This window comes from Chryseobacterium lineare, assembly GCF_977014045.1.
The window spans coordinates 3437871-3459511 of record NZ_CDRNIQ010000001.1 but is presented as its reverse complement, the minus strand read 5'-3'; the positions used below and the strand labels follow the sequence as shown (position 1 = coordinate 3459511).

The 21641-nt window shown below is 38.2% G+C and carries 16 protein-coding genes; 10 read left to right on the top strand and 6 right to left on the bottom strand.

Annotated features, from left to right (window positions below; all coding sequences use genetic code 11):
• Window positions 1-60: 60 nt before the first annotated feature.
• The 5 genes from ACWNCI_RS15520 to ACWNCI_RS15500 form a co-directional block, all read right to left on the bottom strand.
• Complete coding sequence (locus ACWNCI_RS15520; RefSeq protein ID WP_449388993.1) at window positions 61-1281, bottom strand: aminotransferase class V-fold PLP-dependent enzyme; 1221 nt, start codon at window positions 1279-1281, stop codon at window positions 61-63.
• Between the two features lie 428 nt (window positions 1282-1709).
• Window positions 1710-2354 (bottom strand): 50S ribosomal protein L25/general stress protein Ctc, encoded by a 645-nt coding sequence (locus ACWNCI_RS15515; RefSeq protein WP_346983498.1) that lies wholly within the window; start codon window positions 2352-2354, stop codon window positions 1710-1712.
• Window positions 2355-2409: 55 nt separating this feature from the next.
• Window positions 2410-3348 carry a ribose-phosphate pyrophosphokinase gene (locus ACWNCI_RS15510; RefSeq protein WP_042720775.1) on the bottom strand — a complete coding sequence of 313 codons (939 nt, stop codon included), beginning with the start codon at window positions 3346-3348 and terminating at the stop codon, window positions 2410-2412.
• Between the two features lie 85 nt (window positions 3349-3433).
• Window positions 3434-4993 carry a G-D-S-L family lipolytic protein gene (locus ACWNCI_RS15505; protein WP_449388992.1) on the bottom strand — a complete coding sequence of 520 codons (1560 nt, stop codon included), beginning with the start codon at window positions 4991-4993 and terminating at the stop codon, window positions 3434-3436.
• Window positions 4994-5002: 9 nt separating this feature from the next.
• On the bottom strand, window positions 5003-6235 hold the full coding sequence (locus ACWNCI_RS15500) for an OmpP1/FadL family transporter (protein WP_346983500.1): 1233 nt from the start codon (window positions 6233-6235) through the stop codon (window positions 5003-5005).
• Window positions 6236-6509: 274 nt separating this feature from the next.
• Between ACWNCI_RS15500 and ACWNCI_RS15495 the strand changes: the two genes are divergently transcribed.
• The 5 genes from ACWNCI_RS15495 to ACWNCI_RS15475 all read left to right on the top strand — a co-directional run bounded on the left by ACWNCI_RS15495 (window position 6510) and on the right by ACWNCI_RS15475 (window position 13719).
• Complete coding sequence (locus ACWNCI_RS15495) at window positions 6510-7919, top strand: PSP1 domain-containing protein (protein ID WP_449388991.1); 1410 nt, start codon at window positions 6510-6512, stop codon at window positions 7917-7919.
• On the top strand, window positions 7912-8376 hold the full coding sequence (locus ACWNCI_RS15490; protein ID WP_449388990.1) for a gliding motility lipoprotein GldH: 465 nt from the start codon (window positions 7912-7914) through the stop codon (window positions 8374-8376). Before ACWNCI_RS15495 ends, ACWNCI_RS15490 begins: the two co-directional genes overlap by 8 nt.
• 6 nt (window positions 8377-8382) lie before the next feature.
• A complete protein-coding gene (locus tag ACWNCI_RS15485; protein ID WP_449388989.1) occupies window positions 8383-10761 on the top strand; it encodes a transglycosylase domain-containing protein in 2379 nt (792 codons plus the stop codon).
• A gap of 75 nt (window positions 10762-10836) precedes the next feature.
• Window positions 10837-12378, top strand: a complete 1542-nt coding sequence (locus ACWNCI_RS15480; RefSeq protein WP_449388988.1) for a protein adenylyltransferase SelO — start codon at window positions 10837-10839, stop codon at window positions 12376-12378.
• 66 nt (window positions 12379-12444) lie between these two features.
• Window positions 12445-13719, top strand: coding sequence for a DUF6080 domain-containing protein (locus ACWNCI_RS15475; protein ID WP_449388987.1), 1275 nt, complete (start codon window positions 12445-12447; stop codon window positions 13717-13719).
• 102 nt (window positions 13720-13821) lie between these two features.
• On the opposite strand, the gene ACWNCI_RS15470 is transcribed toward ACWNCI_RS15475, so the two are convergent.
• Window positions 13822-14361, bottom strand: coding sequence for an SPOR domain-containing protein (locus ACWNCI_RS15470; protein ID WP_346983505.1), 540 nt, complete (start codon window positions 14359-14361; stop codon window positions 13822-13824).
• Between the two features lie 184 nt (window positions 14362-14545).
• On the opposite strand from ACWNCI_RS15470, the gene ACWNCI_RS15465 reads away from it, so the two are divergent.
• From ACWNCI_RS15465 to ACWNCI_RS15445, 5 genes are read left to right on the top strand one after another with little or no spacing between them, the layout of a single operon-like run.
• Window positions 14546-15907 carry a c-type cytochrome gene (locus ACWNCI_RS15465; RefSeq protein WP_346983506.1) on the top strand — a complete coding sequence of 454 codons (1362 nt, stop codon included), beginning with the start codon at window positions 14546-14548 and terminating at the stop codon, window positions 15905-15907.
• A gap of 22 nt (window positions 15908-15929) precedes the next feature.
• On the top strand, window positions 15930-18989 hold the full coding sequence (locus ACWNCI_RS15460) for a TAT-variant-translocated molybdopterin oxidoreductase (RefSeq protein ID WP_449388986.1): 3060 nt from the start codon (window positions 15930-15932) through the stop codon (window positions 18987-18989).
• Between the two features lie 25 nt (window positions 18990-19014).
• Entirely contained in the window at window positions 19015-20412 is a 1398-nt protein-coding gene (gene nrfD / locus ACWNCI_RS15455) for an NrfD/PsrC family molybdoenzyme membrane anchor subunit (protein ID WP_346983508.1), read from the top strand.
• Window positions 20399-20920 (top strand): DUF3341 domain-containing protein, encoded by a 522-nt coding sequence (locus ACWNCI_RS15450; protein WP_042722727.1) that lies wholly within the window; start codon window positions 20399-20401, stop codon window positions 20918-20920. The genes nrfD and ACWNCI_RS15450 overlap by 14 nt, the downstream gene beginning before the upstream one ends.
• Complete coding sequence (locus tag ACWNCI_RS15445; RefSeq protein ID WP_346983509.1) at window positions 20913-21638, top strand: c-type cytochrome; 726 nt, start codon at window positions 20913-20915, stop codon at window positions 21636-21638. Before ACWNCI_RS15450 ends, ACWNCI_RS15445 begins: the two co-directional genes overlap by 8 nt.
• Window positions 21639-21641: the final 3 nt, after the last annotated feature.

Below are 21641 nucleotides of genomic sequence, written 5' to 3'. Positions count from 1 at the left end.
AAAAATACCCGGGCAGAAAAATTTCCGCCCGGGTATTTTTATTTTTAAAGAAGGAAAAAATCAGCTCAGCATTCTCTGTGCTTTTTTCACGCCTTCCACGAGAAGATCAATTTCATTGAAAGTATTATACACTGCAAAGCTCGCTCTTACCGTTCCTGCAATATTGAAAAAATCCATTATTGGTTGTGTACAGTGGTGTCCCGTTCTCACGGCAATTCCCAGTTTATCCAGTATCATTCCTACATCGGAAGCAATACCAACACCCTCAAGATTAAAAGAAACCACTCCGGTTCTATTAGCTTTTTCACCATAAATCTTTAAGCCATCCAGTTCCAAAAGCTTTTTTTGTGCATATTCCAGCAAAGCATTTTCATGCTTCTGAATATTTTCGTGACCAACTTTTTGGATGAAATCCACAGCTGCTCCTAACGCAATATTTCCACCCACATTAGGAGTTCCGGCTTCGTATTTAAAAGGCAGTCCGGCATATGTTGTTCCATCAAAAGAACATATTGCAATCATCTCGCCACCACCATGGAAAGGCGGAAGATCTTCTAAAATATGCTGTTTTCCGTACAAAATACCCGTTCCCATCGGCGCATACATTTTATGTCCTGAAAAAACGAAGAAATCACAGTCCATTTTCTGAACATCAATAGTAAAATGGGGGGCAGACTGCGCTCCGTCGATTACGATATAGGCATCTGTATTTTTTCTTGTTTTTGCAATGATTTCTTCAATAGGATTTATGATTCCCAACGCATTGGAAACCTGATTTACAGAAACAACTTTTGTTTTTTCACTTAAAAATGTCTCAAATACATCAAGCTGAAGAATTCCGTTTTCATCCATCGGAATAACTCTTAATTTGGCTCCCGTTCTTTCACAAAGCATCTGCCATGGAACAATATTGGAGTGATGCTCAAGGTAAGAAATGATTATTTCATCGTCTTTTTTTAACTTTTGAGTCAAAACATAAGCGATAAGATTTAATCCTTCTGTGGTTCCTTTGGTAAAAATTACTTCAAAATCATGTTTTGCATTAATGAATTTTTGGATTTTCCTTCTTGAAAGTTCCATCTCTTCGGTCGCCAGCTGACTTAACGTATGAATTCCACGGTGTACATTCGCATTAATTTCTGTATAATATCTGTTCCAGACTTCTAAAACAGAATTTGGCTTTTGTGACGTTGCTGCATTATCGAGATAAACCAAAGGTTTACCATTTACCTCCTGATCCAATATAGAAAACTGACCTCTGATTTCCTGAATGTCAAACATTTATTAAAAATTTAAATTAAAATATTCTTATTTAGAACTCTTCAAATTTACGGCTTTTTTTCGGATTGTGGCTGATAGTTGGTACTTGGTGGCTGATAGAAAGATTCGATGGATTAAATGTATATTTTTCTTTTAACGCTAAGGATCGCAAGGAATGGATAATTTTTTTGTGGATATTTTTTTGCAAAAGTACTTCGCAGGATCAGCATAAACTGGACACTCAGCGAATGATAGCAATGTTGTTTAATACTAAAAACTTAAATTTTGAACACAATGATCACGAAGTTTTTTTTATTACTTAATGCTTCAGGTTCACAAAGCCGTTTCACTTATAAAAGGTCGCAAAGCTTTTTTAGCTTATAAAGTTTTTTAACACAAAAAACCTGCCAAGAAATTGACAGGTTCTATATTGTCCAGATAAGAAATTCTTATTCTGCCGCTGTTTCTTCAGCTGCCGGAGCTGCTCCTTCTTCAGTTGCAACTTCTTCTTCATCTTCATCATCCATAGCTGCAGCACCTCCTTTCATTGCATTTCTAGACATCTTAACAGCTACAACAACTGCATTGTCCGGGTGCATGAAAGAATATCCTTCAGTTTTGATACCACCAACATAAAGTTTGTTACCGATTCTTAATGGAGTAACATCCACAACGATCTCATCAGGTAAGTTAGCAGGGATAGCTTTTACTTTCAATTTTCTGAAAGACTGACGTAAAACACCACCAGCTACAACACCTTTAGAACGACCTGTAATTCTTACAGGAACTTCCATAACTACTGGCTTATCTTCAGCTAACTGATAGAAGTCTGCGTGAAGAATTTTGTCTGTAATCGGGTGAAACTGAATATCCTGAAGAACAGCCGGAATTGTTTGACCATCAACCTCAATAGATACCGTGTGTGCTTCAGGAGTATATACCAAACCTTTGAAAGCTTTCTCTTCTGCAGAGAAGTTCAATGGCTCACCACCTCCGTAAACAACACAAGGAACTAATTCAGCATCACGTAAAGCTTTTGTAGACTTTTTGCCCACGCTTTCTCTTTTTGTACCTTGAATTGTAATAGATTTCATTTATAAAAATTTAAAAAATTGTTTAAAATTAATTCTGCAACCTTATGAAAATCAATTAAATAATAAACTTACTACTAATTGACTGATGCTCATGAACCATCTTCATAACGTCCGCAAATAATGGGGCGCAAGATAGCACTTTTATTTTAGATGACAAATTATTCTTTACAGGAATTGAGTCAGTTACAATCACTTCCAGTAATTTTGAATTCTCAATATTCTCATACGCTTTGCCTGAAAGCACGCCATGGGTAGCCATTGCACGTACAGATTTTGCTCCTTTTTCCATTAAGATATCTGCTGCTTTACAAAGAGTTCCAGCCGTATCGATCATGTCGTCAATAAGAATAACATTCTTGCCCACAACATCTCCGATAAGAAACATTTCTTCTACAACATTTGCTTTTTTTCTTTCTTTATAGGCAATTACCACATCTGCTCCAAGGTGACCGGCGTAGTTTTTTGCTCTTTTTGCACCTCCCATGTCCGGGGAAGCAATGGTAAGATTTTCGAGATTCAGATTTCTGATATAATCCACAAAAATGGTAGAGGCATACAAATGATCTACGGGAATTTCAAAGAATCCCTGGATCTGATCGGCATGGAGATCCATAGTCATTACTCTTGTTGCTCCCGCAGCTGTTAGAAGATTGGCAACAAGCTTTGCACCAATTGGCGCTCTTGGTTTGTCTTTTCTGTCTTGTCTGGCAAGTCCGAAATAAGGAAGCACTACGGTAATACTCTTCGCAGAGGCTCTTTTCGCCGCGTCAATCATTAAAAGAAGTTCCAATAAATTGTCTGCCGGGGGGAATGTAGATCCGATCAGGAAAACTCTTCCGCCTCTTACAGACTCATCCAATACCGGTTCAAATTCTCCGTCACTGAAGGTCTGAAAGTTGATTTTTCCTAATTCTTTCCCGTAATATTGGGCAATTTTCTCTGCCAGGTCCTTGCTGGTCCTTGTACAAAATAGATAACTTAACTGGTGGGCCATTTTTACTTTTTAAAAGATTTTGCAAATTTAAAAAAAAACCACAAGAATCTATCCTGTGGTTTCTAAGTTTTTATTTTAATCAGAATTACGGGAAGGTAACTCCGGAATAACTATTTTGATTTACCTGTGGCAAGGTAGATCTATACTTCGTATTAATTGATTTAATAAATTCATTAGCCACGATAGCATACCCTCTACCGGTAAGATGTACCCCATCGAGAGAGAAGGCTCCTCCACTTACAAATTTAGCGGTGTACTTGACTCCATCAAATGTAATTCCGGACTGTCCGTTAAGTTCAAGCATTTTAGCATTGGCATCTACGAAAGCAAGTCCGTAAGAATCTGCCATAGATCTTATGGAGGTATTGTATGCATCTATTGCTGTTTTTACATATCCGGCTTCGGTTTTAGTTAAAACATGCTGGTTCTGCAAAGGATAAGAAATCCCGTAAATATTCACAGGAGAAGGTGCCCCCGGCGCTACACTTGCAATTACCGAACTTGAAGTAAGTAAAATATAATCTTCTGATGTAGCCTGTCTTGCCTGTCCAAAAATCTGTCCGAATGCCGTAGCTGTCGGTAAGCCCAACGAAGGCGTTAAAGCTGCAGTAAGCTGGACAGAAAGATTGGTAAGCGATTCATCTTTAATTAAAACAGGATTATTAGACGTTGCTGAAAGCAAATTAATTCTATCCCCCGCTCCAAAAGCAGTAAGGGCCTGTTTCAACGGACCGTATAAGCTGGTATTAAGTGTCGTAAGATTAGCTCCTAAAGCAGATGGTGTCAAAGGATTATAAGGAACTGTTGTAAAATAAGGGATTGAAGTAACATAAGGAACATTTGCAATAACTCCTTTTGTTGTTCCAACACTTTTAAGACCATCTAAAACTCCTTTAATAGAAGCTGCAACAACATTAGGATTTGAAATATCATTCGATTTGTAAACCGTAGGACTTGCAGTTGCGGGCTGAACCGTCGCCGCTGTATATGTTGTAACTCCTCCTACAGTCTGAGAATTAGTTCCTCCACTTGTTGCATATAATAAAACATCATTACTTCCTATCCAAAGAGAGAAAAATGTAGGAGTCTGTGACATTGCATCAGCTAAAACAGAAGTTGTGGCTGACGAAGCAAATCTTACAAAATAAGGATTCGCAGTTCCTAGAGAAAGACCGGCTAAACTTCCATAACCAGGGGCCACAAGATGATAAGATTTTGCTCCGGGTACTCCCATATTCTGATAAGGTCTTCCAGAAGCTACATTATCCAAAGCACCTGCGGGAGTACTCGCCACAGGAGTTAAAGATCCGTTAACCAACTGAAGCGTAAGTTTTCCTGCAAATCCCGGTAAGTTATTGAAGCCTCCGATATTATTAGGCATTAAAGGTTGCTTAAACTCTCCACCGCCGGCAAGTTTCATTTGCTGGGCAATCATTGAAGGATAAGACTCATTTTGCCCTCCTGAATATAAAGCTCCATCTCTGTAGCCTGATGTTAAGGAATTTCCTAAGGCGATATATTTAGAAAAGTTCGCTTCCCCGCTGGTTACTACCACGTCATTAACGTCTGTATCAAAATCATCCTCGCAGCTCGTTGTAAACAGAAGTGCGGAAATCGCGAATGTAGAAATTATAATTTTTTTCATAGTCTTCAATTAAAAAGGATTGTAAGATAAACCTAAACCTAAATAGAATGCAGTAGCTTTAGCCTGTCCATAGAAACCAAGGGTTTTATTATTTACATCTCTTGCCTGTGGCATTGCATACCCTCCGGCCACATCAACTCCGAATTGTTTCAACTTAAATCCTACCCCACCTGTCACTACAAATGTATTGAATGAAGGTGTTTCAGGGATAAAGTTTTCGTCAGAGTAGGGAGACTCATCGTAGTAAGCTCCAAGACGTCCGTAGATCATATCTGTAAAGGCATACTGAGTTCCCAATCTTACTGTTTTGGAATTTCTGAAATTTTTAGGAGAAACAGAAACGGTCGGATCTGCCTGATTTCCTACAGGTGCATGACCGAAATCAAGTGTCAGCTTTGAATATCTTGACCATCCGTGATAATTGAAGTCTGCCGAAACCAACCATTTCGGAGTAACTTTATAGGTCAAACCTACAGTATATTCTTCCACCAAAGGCAATGTTGCTGTAAAATTATCTGTACCTGACGCACTTAAACCTAACAATGAATAAACAGACTGTGAAGGGAATTTAAAGGTAGCAGTTCCGTCTTTAGCCTTCATATCAACCGGAGAACGATAAGCCACACTCACATCCAATTTAGGATCTGGCCTGAAATAGAATCCGAATCCGTATCCGTGACCACTCGCTTTGCTGTCAAGATTAAGCTGCCCTCCGAATTGGGTAATCGCTTTATCCCAGTTCACTGTACCTTTTGCATAGATATAGCTTGCCCCGAAAGCTAACCAGTCATTAAACCTATAGGAAACCATAGGCTGGAAATAGTAGCTTTTCAGTTCAAGTTTCTGAACCATTTCTTTTCCTTCCCAATCATTCGGCCATTCAATAGTACTACCGAAAGGAGTAGAAAAACTGAACCCTACAGATAGTTTTTCCAACGGCCTGTACGTTATGGCAGCATAAATAGGCGTTCCCATCGGGTTATCCGTCTGAGTGCTCTGTAATGTATTCAGATTTTGGAAAGTCACTTTATTGCTTGCACCAAATCCACCGGCTACAATGCTTAGTTTAGAGGGAATGAATGACATACCTGCAGGATTAAAGAATGCCACACTCGCATCTTCAGCATGGGCACTCGTGTGTGCCATTGCCAATTGTTTTACCCCTTGCAGAGAAACCCTGAAGCCGCCTGCGTAAGATAAAACACCTGCCAATAATGCAGTTGATACTAATATTTTTTTCATAGACTATTATTATATAACCCAAATATAAAATTATTTTGGTTACCCCTGTTAATAAATCATAAATTTTTAAACATTAAAGCCAAAGAAAACTATGTTTAAAATAGCATTTTCATTAAAATGTGACATAAATAAAACATTACAAGAACTTTAAAGCAAAAAAAGTAAGCAGATCTAATACTTTGTTTAAAACTAAACAGCCTTCTTTCTTAATATTTGATTATTTTAGACCTCATAAAGATAAAAATCATAAATTTGCAAATTAAATATATAATATATGAGTTGTGGATGTAAAACATCCGGCGATTCTGCACATTCTTGCGGACCCAAGAAGACCGCGAATGGCTGTGAAAATGTAAATACCTGTGGTAATAGTTATAAATTAAGTGTTTTTGACTGGCTTTCCAACATCAGCAATCCTGCACCGAACAGGTGTGATTTTGTTGAAGTTAGATTTAAAAATGACAGAAAATCTTTTTATAAAAATATAAACAATATCCCTTTACACATAGGTAGTGTAGTAACAGTAGAATCGAGTCCCGGACATGATGTAGGTGTGGTAAGTCTCACCGGCGAACTGGTAAAGATTCAGATGAAAAAGAAAAGATTTTCTGACGATTCTGTACTCAAAATATACAGGCTGGCCAACCAGAAAGATCTTGAGGTATGGCAGGAAGCACGAAAAAAAGAGGAAAGTGTAAAAATAGAAGCCCGAAAGATTGCTCACCGGCTTGGTCTTGAAATGAAAATCACCGATGTAGAATATCAGGGAGATGCCTCAAAAGTTACGTTTTATTACACTGCAGATAACCGAATAGATTTCAGACAGTTAATTAAAGATTATGCGGGTGCTTTCCGTACAAAAATCGATATGAAACAGATCGGTTTCAGACAGGAAGCCGCAAAAGTAGGAGGAATCGGTTCCTGCGGAAGAGAACTTTGCTGCTCGACATGGCTTACGGATTTCAGATCTGTAAACACGAATGTTGCCAGATATCAGCAACTGAGCATTAATCCTCAGAAGCTTGCAGGGCAGTGTGGTAAACTAAAATGCTGTCTTAATTACGAACTTGACAGTTATCTCGATGCATTGAGCAATTTCCCTTCTTCGTCAACAATGCTTGATACAGAGAAAGGACGAGCCTTCTGTATTAAAATTGATGTTTTCAAAAAGAAGATGTGGTTTGCCTATGTAGACAATTCCATCGCGTGGTATGATTTTGATATTGAATTAGTTAAAAAATTAATTGCGAAAAATAAACGTGGTGAAAAAACACTTCCGCTGGAAGAGTTGAAACAGCCTGAAACGCCCTTTGCAAGTATAGATCTGATTCAGGAGAATAATGTTGACCGTTTCGAGAAGAAAGGACGAAACAATAATAAAAACAGGAATCAGAACAGGCAAAATAACAATCAGAACAACCAAAACCAGGGCCAGAGAAAAAATACCAACAACAGACCCGAAAGACAGGAACGTTCTGAAAGACCTGACAGACCTCAAAGGCAGGAAAGACAGCAAAACCCGAATCCAAACAACCAGCAGAAGCAACAAAAACCCCAACAACAACAAAAGCCTCAGTTGGAAAAAGCAGAAGCAGCGACAGATTCTCAGGCTGACAAAAAACCTAACCCGAATAAGAAAAAATTTAAGAAAAAGTTTCCTCCAAAAAAAGACAACAATGCGTAAAATTTTAGGATTATTCTCATTTATCCTTTTCTTTAGCTGCCATTCTTCCTCTGAGGGAGAAGTCATTATGAATTCCGTTAACAACAAATGGAATAAGAAAAGTGAACAGAAATTTAATCTTGAAGTTTCAGATCCGCAAAATCCTAAAAATATTATATTTGTTGTAAGAAATAATAACGAATATCCTTACAGCAATATTAGATTTATTGTGAATCTCACCGACCTGCAAACTAAAAAAAAGCAGACGGATACGCTGAATTATGTTTTGGCTAAACCTAATGGAGAATGGCTGGGAACAGGTTTTGGAGATACCAAGGAAACTTTATTTCAGTATAAACTGAACTACAGATTTCCGGCAAAGGGAAAATATGAGATCGGCCTTACACAGGCTATGAGAAATGATAACCTTCCGGGAATTGAAGACATTGGAGTAAAAATAGAAACGGCTAAACCGTAATCATAAATGGAAGTGAACAAACAAAATACAGGAAATAAAGGGAAAACATTCCCTCTTCCCCCTAAAAAGAAAAATACTGCCTGGAAAAAGTGGGTGAAATTTATCTGGATCGGATTCTTTGCTGTAGTTTTAGGAATTTCAGGGCTTTTCTTTGCTGTTTCTCAGGGTTTTCTTGGGGAAATGCCGGATGTAAAAGAGCTTGAAAACCCGGATATTTATGTTGCCTCACAAATCTACTCTTCAGACGGAGTGCTGCTGGGTAAATTCGAGAAAGAAAAAACGCAGCCTATAACGTATAAAGACCTACCTCCTTTTCTGGTGTATGCTTTACAAGCCAAAGAAGATGAACGTTTTAAGGAACACTCAGGTATTGATCTGCAATCCGTTGCCAGAGCTGTTGTTTATGGAGGGGGACGTGGTGGAGGTTCTACCATTACGCAACAGCTGGCAAAACTGCTTTTCACAAACGGTGCTTCCCAGAACAAAATTGAAAGAGCCTTTCAAAAACTGAAAGAGTGGGTTGTAGCTGTAAGTCTTGAAAAAAGATATACGAAAGAAGAAATCGTTACTTTGTATTTTAATAAATTCGATTTCCTTTATAATGCCAACGGTATTGAAATGGCATCAAAGATTTATTTTAATAAAAAAACTTCTGAGCTGACGTTACCGGAAGCTGCTATGTTTGTAGCAATGCTTGAAAATCCCGTGAAAAACAATCCGATGAGAAACCCCGAAAAAGCGAAGGCCAGAAGGGATGTCGTTTTGGAGCAGATGTTAAAAACAGGGTACATTGATCAGGCTACTTATGATAAAGCAATTGCAACGCCTATTGCTTTGGATTATCATCCGATCAAAAATATCAATGACGATTACTCCGCTTATTATAAGTTTTATCTGAAGAAAGAAATCGATGCCTACCTTAAAGATTACGAAAAAGAAAACGGTAAAAAACTGAATCTGTACAAAGACGGTTTAAAAATATTCGTAACGCTTGATTCTAAAATGCAGAAATATGCAGAAGAATCAATCAGAGAACATTTAACAGATCTTCAGAAAAGATTTGACGCCGAACAGAGGGGTAGAAAAGACTGGCCATTCTATTACCTTAATAGCAAGCAGATCAATGATCTGATGGTTCAGGCCATGAAAAGAACCGGGCGTTACAAACAGCTGAAAGCAGCAGGTGTTTCTGAAGATTCTATCATGATGGAGTTCAAAAAACCGATCAAAACATCACGCTTTACATGGGCTGGTGAAGAAGAAGTCGAAATGTCTCCATGGGACTCTATCAGATGGCATAAAAAAGTGGCTCAGGCAGGTTTAATGTCTGTGGTACCGGGAACCGGAGAAATAAAAGCATGGGTAGGAGGAATCGACTGGCAACATTTCCAGTATGACCATATTAAGCAAGGAAAAAGACAGGTGGGATCAACATTCAAGCCTTTTGTATATGCAACTGCAATTATGAAATTGGGTATGACTCCATGTTCCGTAGTTTCTAATGCAAGCTTTAACAAAGGGACCTATCACGTACCGGGAAGAGGCGGAATGCTTACTTTAAAAGACGCTTTGGCGCACTCTCAGAACCCGGTAGCGCTACGTCTTGCCGAAATGACAACTACACAGAGTGTAATTCAGACTGCGAGAGATCTTGGTGTGACTGAGGATATTTCTACAAGCCTTCCGATGGCATTAGGTTCATCAGATATTACGATTTACGAAATGGTAGGCGCATACAGTACGTTTGCCAATTATGGCAACTACAATAAGCCGGAAATGATCTGGAGAATTGAAGATGCCAACGGTAGAGTAATCAAAGAAGTAAATGTGGAGCCTAAAGAGGTAATGAATCCATTGTATGCCTACACAATGATCGAATTGATGAAAGGTGTTGCGCAGTATGGTACCGCTTCGGGAGAATTAGGAAGAAAAGGAATTTCAAAAGATATAGAAATTGCAGGTAAAACCGGTACAACACAGAACAACTCAGACGGTTGGTTCATGGGTATTGTTCCGAAGCTGGCAACAGGTGCCTGGGTTGGCTGGGAAGACAGAGCTACCCACTTCTACGGAACCGGTGAAGGACAGGGAGCTAAAATGGCTCTTCCAATCTGGGCAATCTACATGAAAAAAGTATGGGCAGATAAAAGCCTGGGAGTTTCGCCTTCCGATAAATTTGTGAAACCTTCCGAATGGAAAGATGGTTGCTCAAATCTTAAAGGATTAGGTGCGGGATACGGTGACGACGGAGGACTGCAAACAATCGATGAGATCAAGAATCCGAAACCTGCAGAACCGGCCGGACCGAAAAATTCAGGCAAAAAAGAAGAAAATGTAAATGAGAACCTTAATACAGGGGAAGATGTAGACTTCAATAATAAATAAATTCTCTTTTAGAAATACATAAGACCTTTCAATGATTTGGAAGGTCTTTTCTTTTTTAATTAATACCTTTGAGATATGAATATTGAAAATATACAACAACCCTTTATAAAAAAATTTCCGGGAGATTTTTCAGGAAATACCATGCAGAGAAATACCCCGAAAGTTTTATTCTCAACAGTAAGTCCTGTTGGTTTTGACAATCCGAAGCTTATTGCTTTTAATGAAAATCTTTCAGAAGAAATCGGGCTGGGAAAATTCGAAGAAAAAGATCTGGATTTTTTAGTTGGAAACAATCTTCCTGAAAATATCAAAACCTATTCTACCGCTTATGCCGGACATCAGTTCGGGAACTGGGCAGGACAACTCGGTGATGGAAGAGCAATTCTTGCCGGAGAAATTACAAACAGCTCGGGACAAAAAAACGAAATACAGTGGAAAGGTGCCGGGGCTACACCCTACTCAAGAAATGCAGACGGACGAGCTGTTCTTAGATCTTCTTTACGTGAATATCTGATGAGCGAAGCGATGCACCATCTTGAAATTCCTACAACAAGGGCTTTAAGTTTAGCTTTTACAGGAGAAGATGTATTAAGAGATATCATGTACAGCGGAAATCCTGAGCTGGAAAAAGGAGCAGTCATCATCCGTACAGCAGAGAGTTTCTTACGTTTCGGACATTTTGAACTGATGTCTGCCCAGAAAGAATATACCACGCTACAGGAACTTGTTGACTTCACCATTGAAAATTATTTTAAAGAAATTCAAACAGAAGGCAACCAGAAATACAAGGATTTTTTTGAAAATGTCTGCAGAAGAACAGCCGATCTGATGGTGGAATGGTACCGCGTAGGATTTGTTCATGGGGTTATGAATACAGATAACATGTCGGTTCTGGGGCTTACCATCGACTACGGACCTTATTCGATGATGGATGAATACAATCTGAATTTCACCCCAAATACGACCGACCTTCCGGGAAGAAGATACGCCTTCGGAAGACAGGCGCAAATATCACAATGGAATCTATGGCAGCTTGCCAATGCACTTCATCCTTTAATTAATGATGAAAAATTTCTGGAAGATGTTCTGAATGATTACGGAAGCTATTTCTGGGAATCTCATGATAAAATGCTATGCAGAAAATTTGGTTTCGATCAGTTGCTAACAAATGATGAGAAATTTTTTACAAATTGGCAAAGCTTAATGCAGGATTTACAGTTGGATTATACTCTGTTTTTTAATGAAATTGAAAAATATGATGATCAAAAAGATTTAAGACTTCAGTTTGAAAATGTTTCCTATACTTTTTTGAATGATGAAAAAATTTCAAGATTGAATGATTTCATGAAAGACTATCAGTCCAGACTGGAAAAAAACGTTATTTCAAGAGAAAAATCTTTAGAAATCATGCACAAAACAAATCCGAAATTTATCCTAAGAAATTATCTTTTGTATCAATGCATCGAAGAAATTAACGAAGGAAAAATGGAAATGCTTGGAAAATTAATTCATGCCCTTGAAAATCCGTACCATACAATTTATCCGGAATTTTCAGCGAAAAGACCTTCTGGTTATGATGATGTTTCAGGATGTTCAATGCTTTCTTGCAGTTCATAGCAAAATCAATTTAAAACTCATCAAAACTGATGGGTTTTTATTTTACTTTTGCAAAAACTATTAAAAGTGTCAACATTCAAGAAAAAATTTATAGATCTTTTAAAGATTATTTTTCCCTCAACCGGAATTGAATTGGTCATTTTCCTTTTCTTTATGGTTGTTTATGGCTATCTCGGATCTTATATTGCAATCCATTACAAAATAATTTTTGACAGCAGAATTCCATGGGATGCTTATTTCAGTTTTGACAACAAATCGATCGTGATGTCCGGCGGGAGCTTCGAAAGACACCCTTTATCTTATTATTTCTTTAAACGCATCAGAGAGCTTGCATTGCTCTTTTCAGACGGCAAAATGGACGGGAACTTCAGGTTTGCACTAGCCTGGTTCAGCAATATTGCGGTGAGTCTGAGCATTGTCCAGGTATTTAAATATTTAAAAAACATTATTCAGCTTCCTTTATTCATCAGTATTTTATTGATTCTTTTTTTGGGATCATTTTCTACCACTATTTTATTGTCCTTCACCCCGGAAAATTTCACTTACACTCTATTATTACTTACGCTTTTCAATTATTATTCAGCTATAAAGATAAAAAATGAGGAAAAAATTCCGGCTTTGGCTTTAGTTGCTTCCGGAATCGGCATTGGCGGTTTTACGATTACCAATATTGTTAAAGTATTTATTCCGGTTGCCTTCGAAAAAGATGTATTTAAAAACTGGAAAAAATTTGGAAATGCTGCTTTAAGAGTAATTTTAACATGTATTTGTTTTATTTTACTGTATCTGAACAGAATCGATTTTAAGTATGAAAATATTTTCAACAAGACGAATGAGCAATACGAAAAGTTCTCCAATGTAAATACGACTCCTCTTTGGGATATGATTCTTTCTTATTTTTTTGGAGGAAATGTATTGTTTTCCAATTTTATTATCACCAACAGAAATAATATGCAGGGATATGAGTACAAAGGACTTCTTATGGATGTGTATTCTTCATGGATTCCCTATATATTTATTGCTGTTTTATTAGGTCTTACTTTTTGGAGTTATTTCAGAAATTTCAAAAGCAAGCTGGTGCAGATTCTTATGATTTCTTTTCTGTTGGACATTATTATCCACTGCGTGATGAGATTCGGATTGCATACCTCTTTTATCTATGGAGGACATTTTATTTTCGTTTATCCTTTGCTTTTGGGATGGCTGTTCCGGTCTTATAAAAATTCTCCAAAAACATTGTCTTCTCTCATGGTTATCTTCTGTATTCTGTTTGTTTATTTAGTGATAAACAACTATCTCAGAATGACCGAATTCTTCTGGTTTTTAAATACTTATTATTAAATAATTAATACCAGTTTAAATAAATTTGTTAAATATTAAATCCAATAAAAAAGCTGAGAAAATCATTCCCAGCTTTAATTTTTTTTATCGATTTTAAGACCTTTATTTTGCCTCTGCACAGAAAATTCTGTATTGTACGGCAACCGCAGATTTGAAATATTCTCTTATTCTTGCAAGGTCAGAAGATGCACTTTGTTTAGTGAAGTAACTTCCTGCCAGAATTTTATAATTCGGTCTTAAAGAAGCATCAGTTTCTACCTTTAGATTAGGAAATCTCTTTCTGAAATATGATTTCACTTCATTGGCTTCATCATTGCTTTTCACCGTTGTAATCTGGATTTTATATCCCAAAATTCGCGGGTTTTTTCTGCATATTTCGGCATTGGTCAATTCCCTGCTTGGAACATAAATTTTTGTAGGTTTAGCTGCTGCATAATCTTCTTCATCATCTTTGGAAATTACTGTACTTACAGTTCTTGAGCATTTATCTTCAATGCTTTCGAGCGCTGTATTCACCTTAGAATCCATCGTCATTACCAATTCTGTGCCGGCCAGCGTATCTTTTTTTACAATTTGTTGGGCTTCAACAGTATAAAAACCTGCCAGCGACAATATCGAAAATATTTTAATCAAATTTTTCATTTAAACTTGTTTCCGCAAATTTAGACAAATTAAAAAATTATACCAAATACAGTTATTTAGAATAATTACAAATTAAACGTAAATGATATTTTCCCCTTTCTATATACCGTTAAATTCCTGTTAAATATATTATTTTTGCGGAATTGATTGAATGTTCAATATTTACTAACATAAGATAATTTAAATGATTAGTTGGAGAAAGCATTATAGAAAAACGTTGATCGCAATAGGCTTATTGTTATCAACCAGTGCTTCAATTTACGGGCAAGATGGCGATCCTAAGAATGGTGAGAAACTTTTCAAAGCGAATTGTACTGCATGTCACGCACTAGACAAACAAGTTGTAGGACCTCCTCTGAAGGGAGTTGTAGAACGAGTGAAGACAGAGGGTGGTGTAGACAAAGACTGGCTTCACAAGTGGATCAAGGACAACAAAGCTCTTAGAGCTTCGGGAGACAAATACGCCAATGAGATTTTTGAAAAGTACAACAAGACTGAGATGCAGGTCTTTCCAAATCTTACCGATAAGGATATTGATGACATCTTAGCGTACACTACAAATCCTCCGGCTCCGGAAGAGAAAAAAACAGATGCAGCTCCTACTGCTGATGCAGCTCAAGCCACTCCGGCGAACAGCTCTACCACTACAAACGTAGTAATCATTTCACTTTTAGCGATTGCAGCTTTATTGGTTTGGATCTTATTGAAACTAAGACAATTAGTTAAACTAGGACAATCCGAAGACTTGGCAGGGCTTAATGAAACAAGAGTAAAATCTTTCCGAGAAATTTACGAGAAATACCATTATATCGGCAAAGGAATCATTGCTGTGCTGGCTTTATTGGCAGCATACGGAGTCTGGAACTGGATCATGTGGATCGGGGTTTACAAAGGATACAAACCTGAGCAACCAATCTATTTTTCTCACAAAATCCACGCAGGAGAACAGAAAATCGACTGTCAGCTTTGTCACTCAAGTGCAAAATATGGTAAAGTATCTGAAATCCCTTCTATGAATGTTTGTATGAACTGTCACAGAACAATTTCCGAGTATAATGCAGAGCACTACATGGAGCCAGGAAAAGACAAGGCATTCTATGACGGAGAAATTCAGAAAATATATGCTGCTACAGGCTGGGATCCTGCAAAACAACAGTACACAGGAAAAACGCAACCGGTTGAATGGACGAGAATCCACAACATGCCGGACTTCGTTTACTTCAACCACTCTCAGCACGTTGTAGCAGGTGAGCAGGCAATCATCAATTCTTTCAACAAAAAGAATCCAAACAACAAAATCGATGTTGTATGTAAAGCTTGCCACGGTAAAATCGACACAATGAATGTTGTTCAGATGGCCAATGACTTCACAATGGGATGGTGTATCGAGTGTCACAGAACTACTGAAGTTGATATGAACAACGGTTATAATAAAGAATACTTCAAAAATCTACATGACAAGTTGAAAAAACAATACCCTAAAGATGGTGGTAAAATTACTGTAGATGCAATTGGAGGTCTTGAGTGTGGTAAATGTCATTATTAATAACTAAAAATTAGAAGTATAAATGGCTTCAAACAAAATACAATTTAGAAGTATTCACGAACTTAAAGACCCGGCTTTAAATAATAAGCTGGCTCAGAAAGAGTTCCAGGAAGAAATTCCGGTAGAAGATTTCCTTGGAGATGCTGAAAAGAACGGATCCAGTACTTCAAGAAGAGATTTCTTAAAACTATTAGGATTCTCTACTGCAGCGGTAACACTGGCTGCATGTGAAGCTCCGGTAATCAAAACGATTCCTTATGTGGTAAAACCGCATGACATTATTCCGGGAATTCCTAACTATTACGCTTCAACATATTTCGATGGTTTTGACTTTGCGAGTGTTTTAGTAAAAACAAGAGAAGGAAGACCAATCAAGATCGAACCCAATCCGGTAGCCGGGGATTTAGGAAAAACAAGTGCAAGAGCACAGGCAAGTGTACTTTCTCTTTATGATAATGATAAAGTAAAGCAACCTAAATTTGAAGGTAAAGATGAAACTTTTGATAAAGTAGACAGCTTCGTGATCAAAGGATTGGAAGAAGCTAATGCAGCCGGTAAAAGAATCGTGTTATTATCACATTCTTTTGCTTCACCTACTTTCAAAAAATTATTCGCTGATTTTAAGGCTAAATATCCTACAGCAGAACTGGTAACATACGATGCTTATCCATACGCTGCTGCATTAGACGCAGCTCAGGAAGTTTTCGGAACAAGAGCATTACCTGTTTATGATCTTAGAGGGACTGAGTTATTGGTTTCTTTCCAGGCAGATTTCTTGGGAGATTATAACGGAGGAGGATTAGAATCTTCTTACGCTGCTGCAAGAAAGCCGGGAGCAAACATGTTGAGACACATTCAGGTGGAATCAAACATGTCTTTGACTGGTGCTAATGCGGATTCAAGATACAGATTAAAGCCTAGCCAGGTAAATAAAACTTTAGTTGAAGTTTACAACGCCATCGTTGGAGGAGCAACTTCTGACAAAACAGCTTCTGAAATTGCTAAGGAATTACAGGCAAAAGGAAGCAAGGCAGTAGTTTTTGCTGACGGTTCTAAAGGTGCTCAGGTTTTAGCTCACCTTATCAACCAAAAACTTGGTTCTACAGCTTTCACAGGTAAAGCGAATCTATTAAAAGAATTTGACAAAGCAAGATTCGAGGAATTCCTTGGATGGGTAAATGCAGGTCAGGTTGGTGTATTGATCGCCAACAATGTAGATCCTATTTACTCTTACCACAAAGGAGAAGATTTCAAAAAATCTTTAGCAAAAGTTCCTTACGTAATTGCTGTTGCTGATAAGAAAAATGAAATGTACAAAGCAGCGAAAGCTGTGATTCCTGTAGCCAACTGGCTTGAATCTTGGGGAGATATCGAACCACAGACAGGAGTATATTCATTAATGCAGCCGACAATCCAGAAAATTTACAAGTCAAGACAGATCGAAGAATCTTTATTGGTTTGGAAAAACGGAAAAAATAACGCTGCTAACAACTACTACGATTATTTAAAAGCGAATGCTTCTTCCGTACTAGGAGGAACTTCATTCAACAAAGCTTTATATAATGGATTTAATACCTCTACCAATGCTACAACATTATCGTATGCAGGAGGAAACGCAGCTCAGGCTGTTGCTGAATTAGGAAACTTTAAAGCTTCTGATTTAGAATTGGTATTATATACTAAGACAGCAATGGGAGATGGTACACAAGCCAACAACCCTTGGTTGCAGGAATTACCGGATCCAATTACAAGAATGTCGTGGGATAACTACCTTACAATTTCTCCTAAAGATGCAGAAAGATTAGGAATTGAAAACGATCTTAATGCAAGGATGCAGTTGGACGGTTCTATAGTAAACCTGACTGTAAACGGAGTTACTATAAAAGATGTTCCTGTATTCATTCAGCCAGGACAGGCAGAAGGATCTGTAGGTCTTGCGCTTGGATATGGTAAGAAAAACTCAGGAGCTACGGCTGATACAGGAGTAAATGCTTATCCATTATTTGATGGTTCTAATCTCGCTGTTTCTAACGTTAAATTGGAGAAAACAGGTGAAGATCACGAGTTTGCAGGCATCCAGCTTCAGAATACATTAATGGGACGTTACGAAATCGCTAAAGAAGTTCCTTTAGCAGAATTCTTAAATGTAGCATTCGATGATGAACATAAAGGATGGAATAAACCTTTGGAATATCATACCATCAGTGGAGCGCTTCCTGCAAGAAAGATTGACCTTTGGGATGCTTTCGATGATACAGACGGACCTCACTTTAATATGTCTATCGACCTTAACTCATGTACAGGCTGTGGATCTTGTATCATTGCCTGTCAGGCAGAGAACAACGTTCCTGTTGTAGGTAAAGAAGAGATCAGAATGTCAAGAGATATGTACTGGTTAAGAATTGACCGTTATTATTCTTCAAGACAGAAAGTAGAAGTATATGAAGGATTAAAAGAAGGAATGGCAGTTCCTGAATTATACGGTACCGCATTCGGCGACGGAGGAGCATTGAACCACCCTGCTGATAATCCTGACGTGATCTTCCAACCGGTAATGTGCCAGCACTGTAACCACGCTCCTTGTGAAACTGTATGTCCGGTAGCGGCAACTTCACACGGTAAGCAAGGTCAGAACCACATGGCTTACAACAGATGTATCGGTACCAGATATTGTGCCAACAACTGTCCTTACAAAGTAAGACGTTTCAACTGGTTTACATACAACCTAAATGACAAGTTCGACTTCAATATGAACAACGATCTTGGAAGAATGGTACTTAATCCTGACGTTGTTGTAAGAACAAGAGGGGTAATGGAGAAATGTTCAATGTGTATCCAAATGACTCAGACGACTATTCTTGAAGCTAAAAAAGAGAATAGAATTGTAAAAGACGGAGAATTCCAGACGGCATGTTCAAAAGCATGTACTACAGGATCTATCCAGTTCGGGGATATGAACGACAAAGCATCTGAAGTTAGAAAATTATACGCTGGCGACAGAAGATATTATTTACTTGAAGAGATCGGAACCAAACCAAATGTGTTCTATCATACTAAAGTAAGAAACAGAGTAGAAAAATAAAGTTTAAATAATAAATAGGTAAAAAATGTCAGGACATTACGAAGCTCCGATAAGGGAACCTCTGATTATTGGTCACAAAACTTATCACGATATCACGGAAGATATTGCACGACCTATCGAAGAAAGAGCAGGCAAATTATGGTGGATCTCATTATATGCAGCCTTAGTTCTATTCATCTATGGATTCGGATGTATCGCTTATACTATCGGAACAGGTATTGGAGCATGGGGGCTTAACAGAACTATTAACTGGGGTTGGGATATTACCAACTTCGTATGGTGGGTAGGTATCGGTCACGCCGGAACCCTAATCTCAGCGGTATTATTATTATTTAGACAAAGATGGAGAATGTCTGTAAACAGATCTGCAGAAGCTATGACGATCTTCGCGGTAGTACAGGCAGCAATCTTCCCGGTAATTCACATGGGTAGAGTTTGGGTAGGATATTGGGTATTCCCTTTACCAAACCAGTTTGGTTCTCTTTGGGGGAACTTCAACTCTCCTCTACTTTGGGACGTATTTGCAATCTCTACGTATTTCTCGGTATCAACAGTATTCTGGTTCATGGGATTGATCCCTGACTTTGCAATGATCAGAGACAGAGCTAAAACGCCTTGGACAAAGAAAATTTATACATTCCTTGCATTCGGTTGGGGTGGTAAAGCAAAACACTGGCAAAGATTTGAAGAACTTTCTTTGGTTCTTGCAGGGTTGGCAACACCGCTTGTATTCTCAGTACACACAACCGTATCTTTTGACTTCGCAACTTCGGTTATTAAAGGATGGCACTCTACGATCTATCCTCCTTACTTCGTTGCCGGTGCGATCTTCTCAGGATTCGCAATGGTACAGACCCTGTTGTTAGTTGCAAGAAAAGTTTGTCACCTTGAAGATTACATCACGATGTATCATATCGAAATTATGAACATCGTAATCATCTTAACAGGTGGTATGGTAACAGTAGCTTACGCCACTGAATACTTTATCGGATGGTACTCAGGTTCAAGATTTGAAGACTTTACTTATCTTTCTCCGGGTGCTGCTGTAGGACCTTACTGGTGGGCTTTCTGGGCATTGATCACTTGTAACCTGATCGTTCCTGCCTTCTTCTGGTTCAAGAAAGTAAGAACAAATATTATTGCAACGTTTATCATTGCATTAATCATCAACATAGGTATGTGGTTTGAGCGTTTCGACATCATCGTTATCAACCTTTCCAGAGACTATTTACCAGGATCTTGGACGATGTTTAAGCCAACGATCATTGATGTGGGTGTATATTTAGGAACAATCGGATTCTTCTCCGTATTATTCTTACTATACGCAAGAACATTCCCTGTAATTGCACAGGCTGAATTAAAATCGATTTTGAAAATCTCAGGTGAAACTTATAAAGCAAAAGAAGGAGATGAGCACCACTAAAATTGTATACGGACTTTATGCTGATGACGACGATTTAATGAACGGCGTTAAAGCATTCAACGATAAAGGAATCGCAATCAACGAAGTTTATACTCCGTTTCCGGTTCACGGGCTTGATAAGGCTTTAGGGTTAAAGAAAACAAGAATTTCTGATGCCGCATTTCTTTACGCACTTTACGGTGTTACCATAGGTTCTACTTTGACCTGGTATGTTATGAATCACGATTGGCCTCAGAATATTGGTGGTAAACCCGCTTTTGATTGGGCTCACAATATGCCGGCATTCGTAGTTCCAATGTTTGAGCTTATGGTATTCTGTGCCGCTCACATGATGTCATTGACTTTCTTGGTAAGAAACAAAATGTATCCCGGAGCACCTGCACAAAACCCTGATCCAAGAACAACGGATGATAAATTCATGATGGAATTTGTAACTGAAGATGTAGAATCTGTAAAACAGTTACTCATTGAGACTGGAGTTGAAGAAATAACTGTTAAAGATGCTTAAAATGAAAAAGAATGTATTAAAAATTACAGCAGTTTTAGGTCTAACAACAGTTTTACTTAATTCTTGCGGTCCCAAAGAAAATACACCGTTGGTATATTTCCCGGATATGTATTTTCCGGTAGCGTACGATCCATTGATGAAAGCTCAGGATGCCTATTCAGATCATGAAAATGAAATTCCTGCTTTTGTAAAAAATAATGGGGCAACAGGACTTTCTCCGGTAGAAGGATCTGTACCTCAGAACAAAGACGGAATTTTTGAAGAAGGATTACTTCCAAAAACACCGGACCAATATAACGCTGGTTATGATGCTTCCAAAAGTATGACCACTTCTCCTTTGAATCCTGCCAACGCAGCGAAAGATATCGAAAGAGGAAAAGTATTGTTTGAGCATACTTGTGCAGCATGTCATGGTGTAGGAGGAGATGGACAAGGACCAATCGTTCAGTCAGGAGCCTTTTCCGGTGTACCTAACTACGCTGACAGAGAAATCACTGTAGGATCTGTTCATTATGTAATAACAAACGGTAGAAACGCAATGGGATCTTATGCGGGACAATTGAACGCAGGAGACAGATGGAGAGTAGCGATGTATGTGATGAGCGCCTTCAAAAAAGGAGCTGCTGCCCCTACAACAGCCTCACCTGCTGCAGGAGCTTCGGCTACAGCAGCGGCACCGGCAACAACTGAAACAAAGACTACCGAAACTAAAAAATAAGAA

Bases quoted from the DNA above. Each gene is read 5' to 3' on its own strand.
- ACWNCI_RS15480 (WP_449388988.1), top strand. From the start codon at position 10,837: ATGAATATTGAAAATATACAACAACCCTTTATAAAAAAATTTCCGGGA.
- ACWNCI_RS15510 (WP_042720775.1), bottom strand. From the start codon at position 3,348: ATGGCCCACCAGTTAAGTTATCTATTTTGTACAAGGACCAGCAAGGAC.
- ACWNCI_RS15520 (WP_449388993.1), bottom strand. From the start codon at position 1,281: ATGTTTGACATTCAGGAAATCAGAGGTCAGTTTTCTATATTGGATCAG.
- ACWNCI_RS15460 (WP_449388986.1), top strand. From the start codon at position 15,930: ATGGCTTCAAACAAAATACAATTTAGAAGTATTCACGAACTTAAAGAC.
- ACWNCI_RS15515 (WP_346983498.1), bottom strand. From the start codon at position 2,354: ATGAAATCTATTACAATTCAAGGTACAAAAAGAGAAAGCGTGGGCAAA.
- ACWNCI_RS15495 (WP_449388991.1), top strand. From the start codon at position 6,510: ATGAGTTGTGGATGTAAAACATCCGGCGATTCTGCACATTCTTGCGGA.
- nrfD (WP_346983508.1), top strand. From the start codon at position 19,015: ATGTCAGGACATTACGAAGCTCCGATAAGGGAACCTCTGATTATTGGT.
- ACWNCI_RS15465 (WP_346983506.1), top strand. From the start codon at position 14,546: ATGATTAGTTGGAGAAAGCATTATAGAAAAACGTTGATCGCAATAGGC.
- ACWNCI_RS15470 (WP_346983505.1), bottom strand. From the start codon at position 14,361: ATGAAAAATTTGATTAAAATATTTTCGATATTGTCGCTGGCAGGTTTT.
- ACWNCI_RS15485 (WP_449388989.1), top strand. From the start codon at position 8,383: ATGGAAGTGAACAAACAAAATACAGGAAATAAAGGGAAAACATTCCCT.
- ACWNCI_RS15490 (WP_449388990.1), top strand. From the start codon at position 7,912: ATGCGTAAAATTTTAGGATTATTCTCATTTATCCTTTTCTTTAGCTGC.
- ACWNCI_RS15500 (WP_346983500.1), bottom strand. From the start codon at position 6,235: ATGAAAAAAATATTAGTATCAACTGCATTATTGGCAGGTGTTTTATCT.
- ACWNCI_RS15505 (WP_449388992.1), bottom strand. From the start codon at position 4,993: ATGAAAAAAATTATAATTTCTACATTCGCGATTTCCGCACTTCTGTTT.
- ACWNCI_RS15450 (WP_042722727.1), top strand. From the start codon at position 20,399: ATGAGCACCACTAAAATTGTATACGGACTTTATGCTGATGACGACGAT.
- ACWNCI_RS15445 (WP_346983509.1), top strand. From the start codon at position 20,913: ATGCTTAAAATGAAAAAGAATGTATTAAAAATTACAGCAGTTTTAGGT.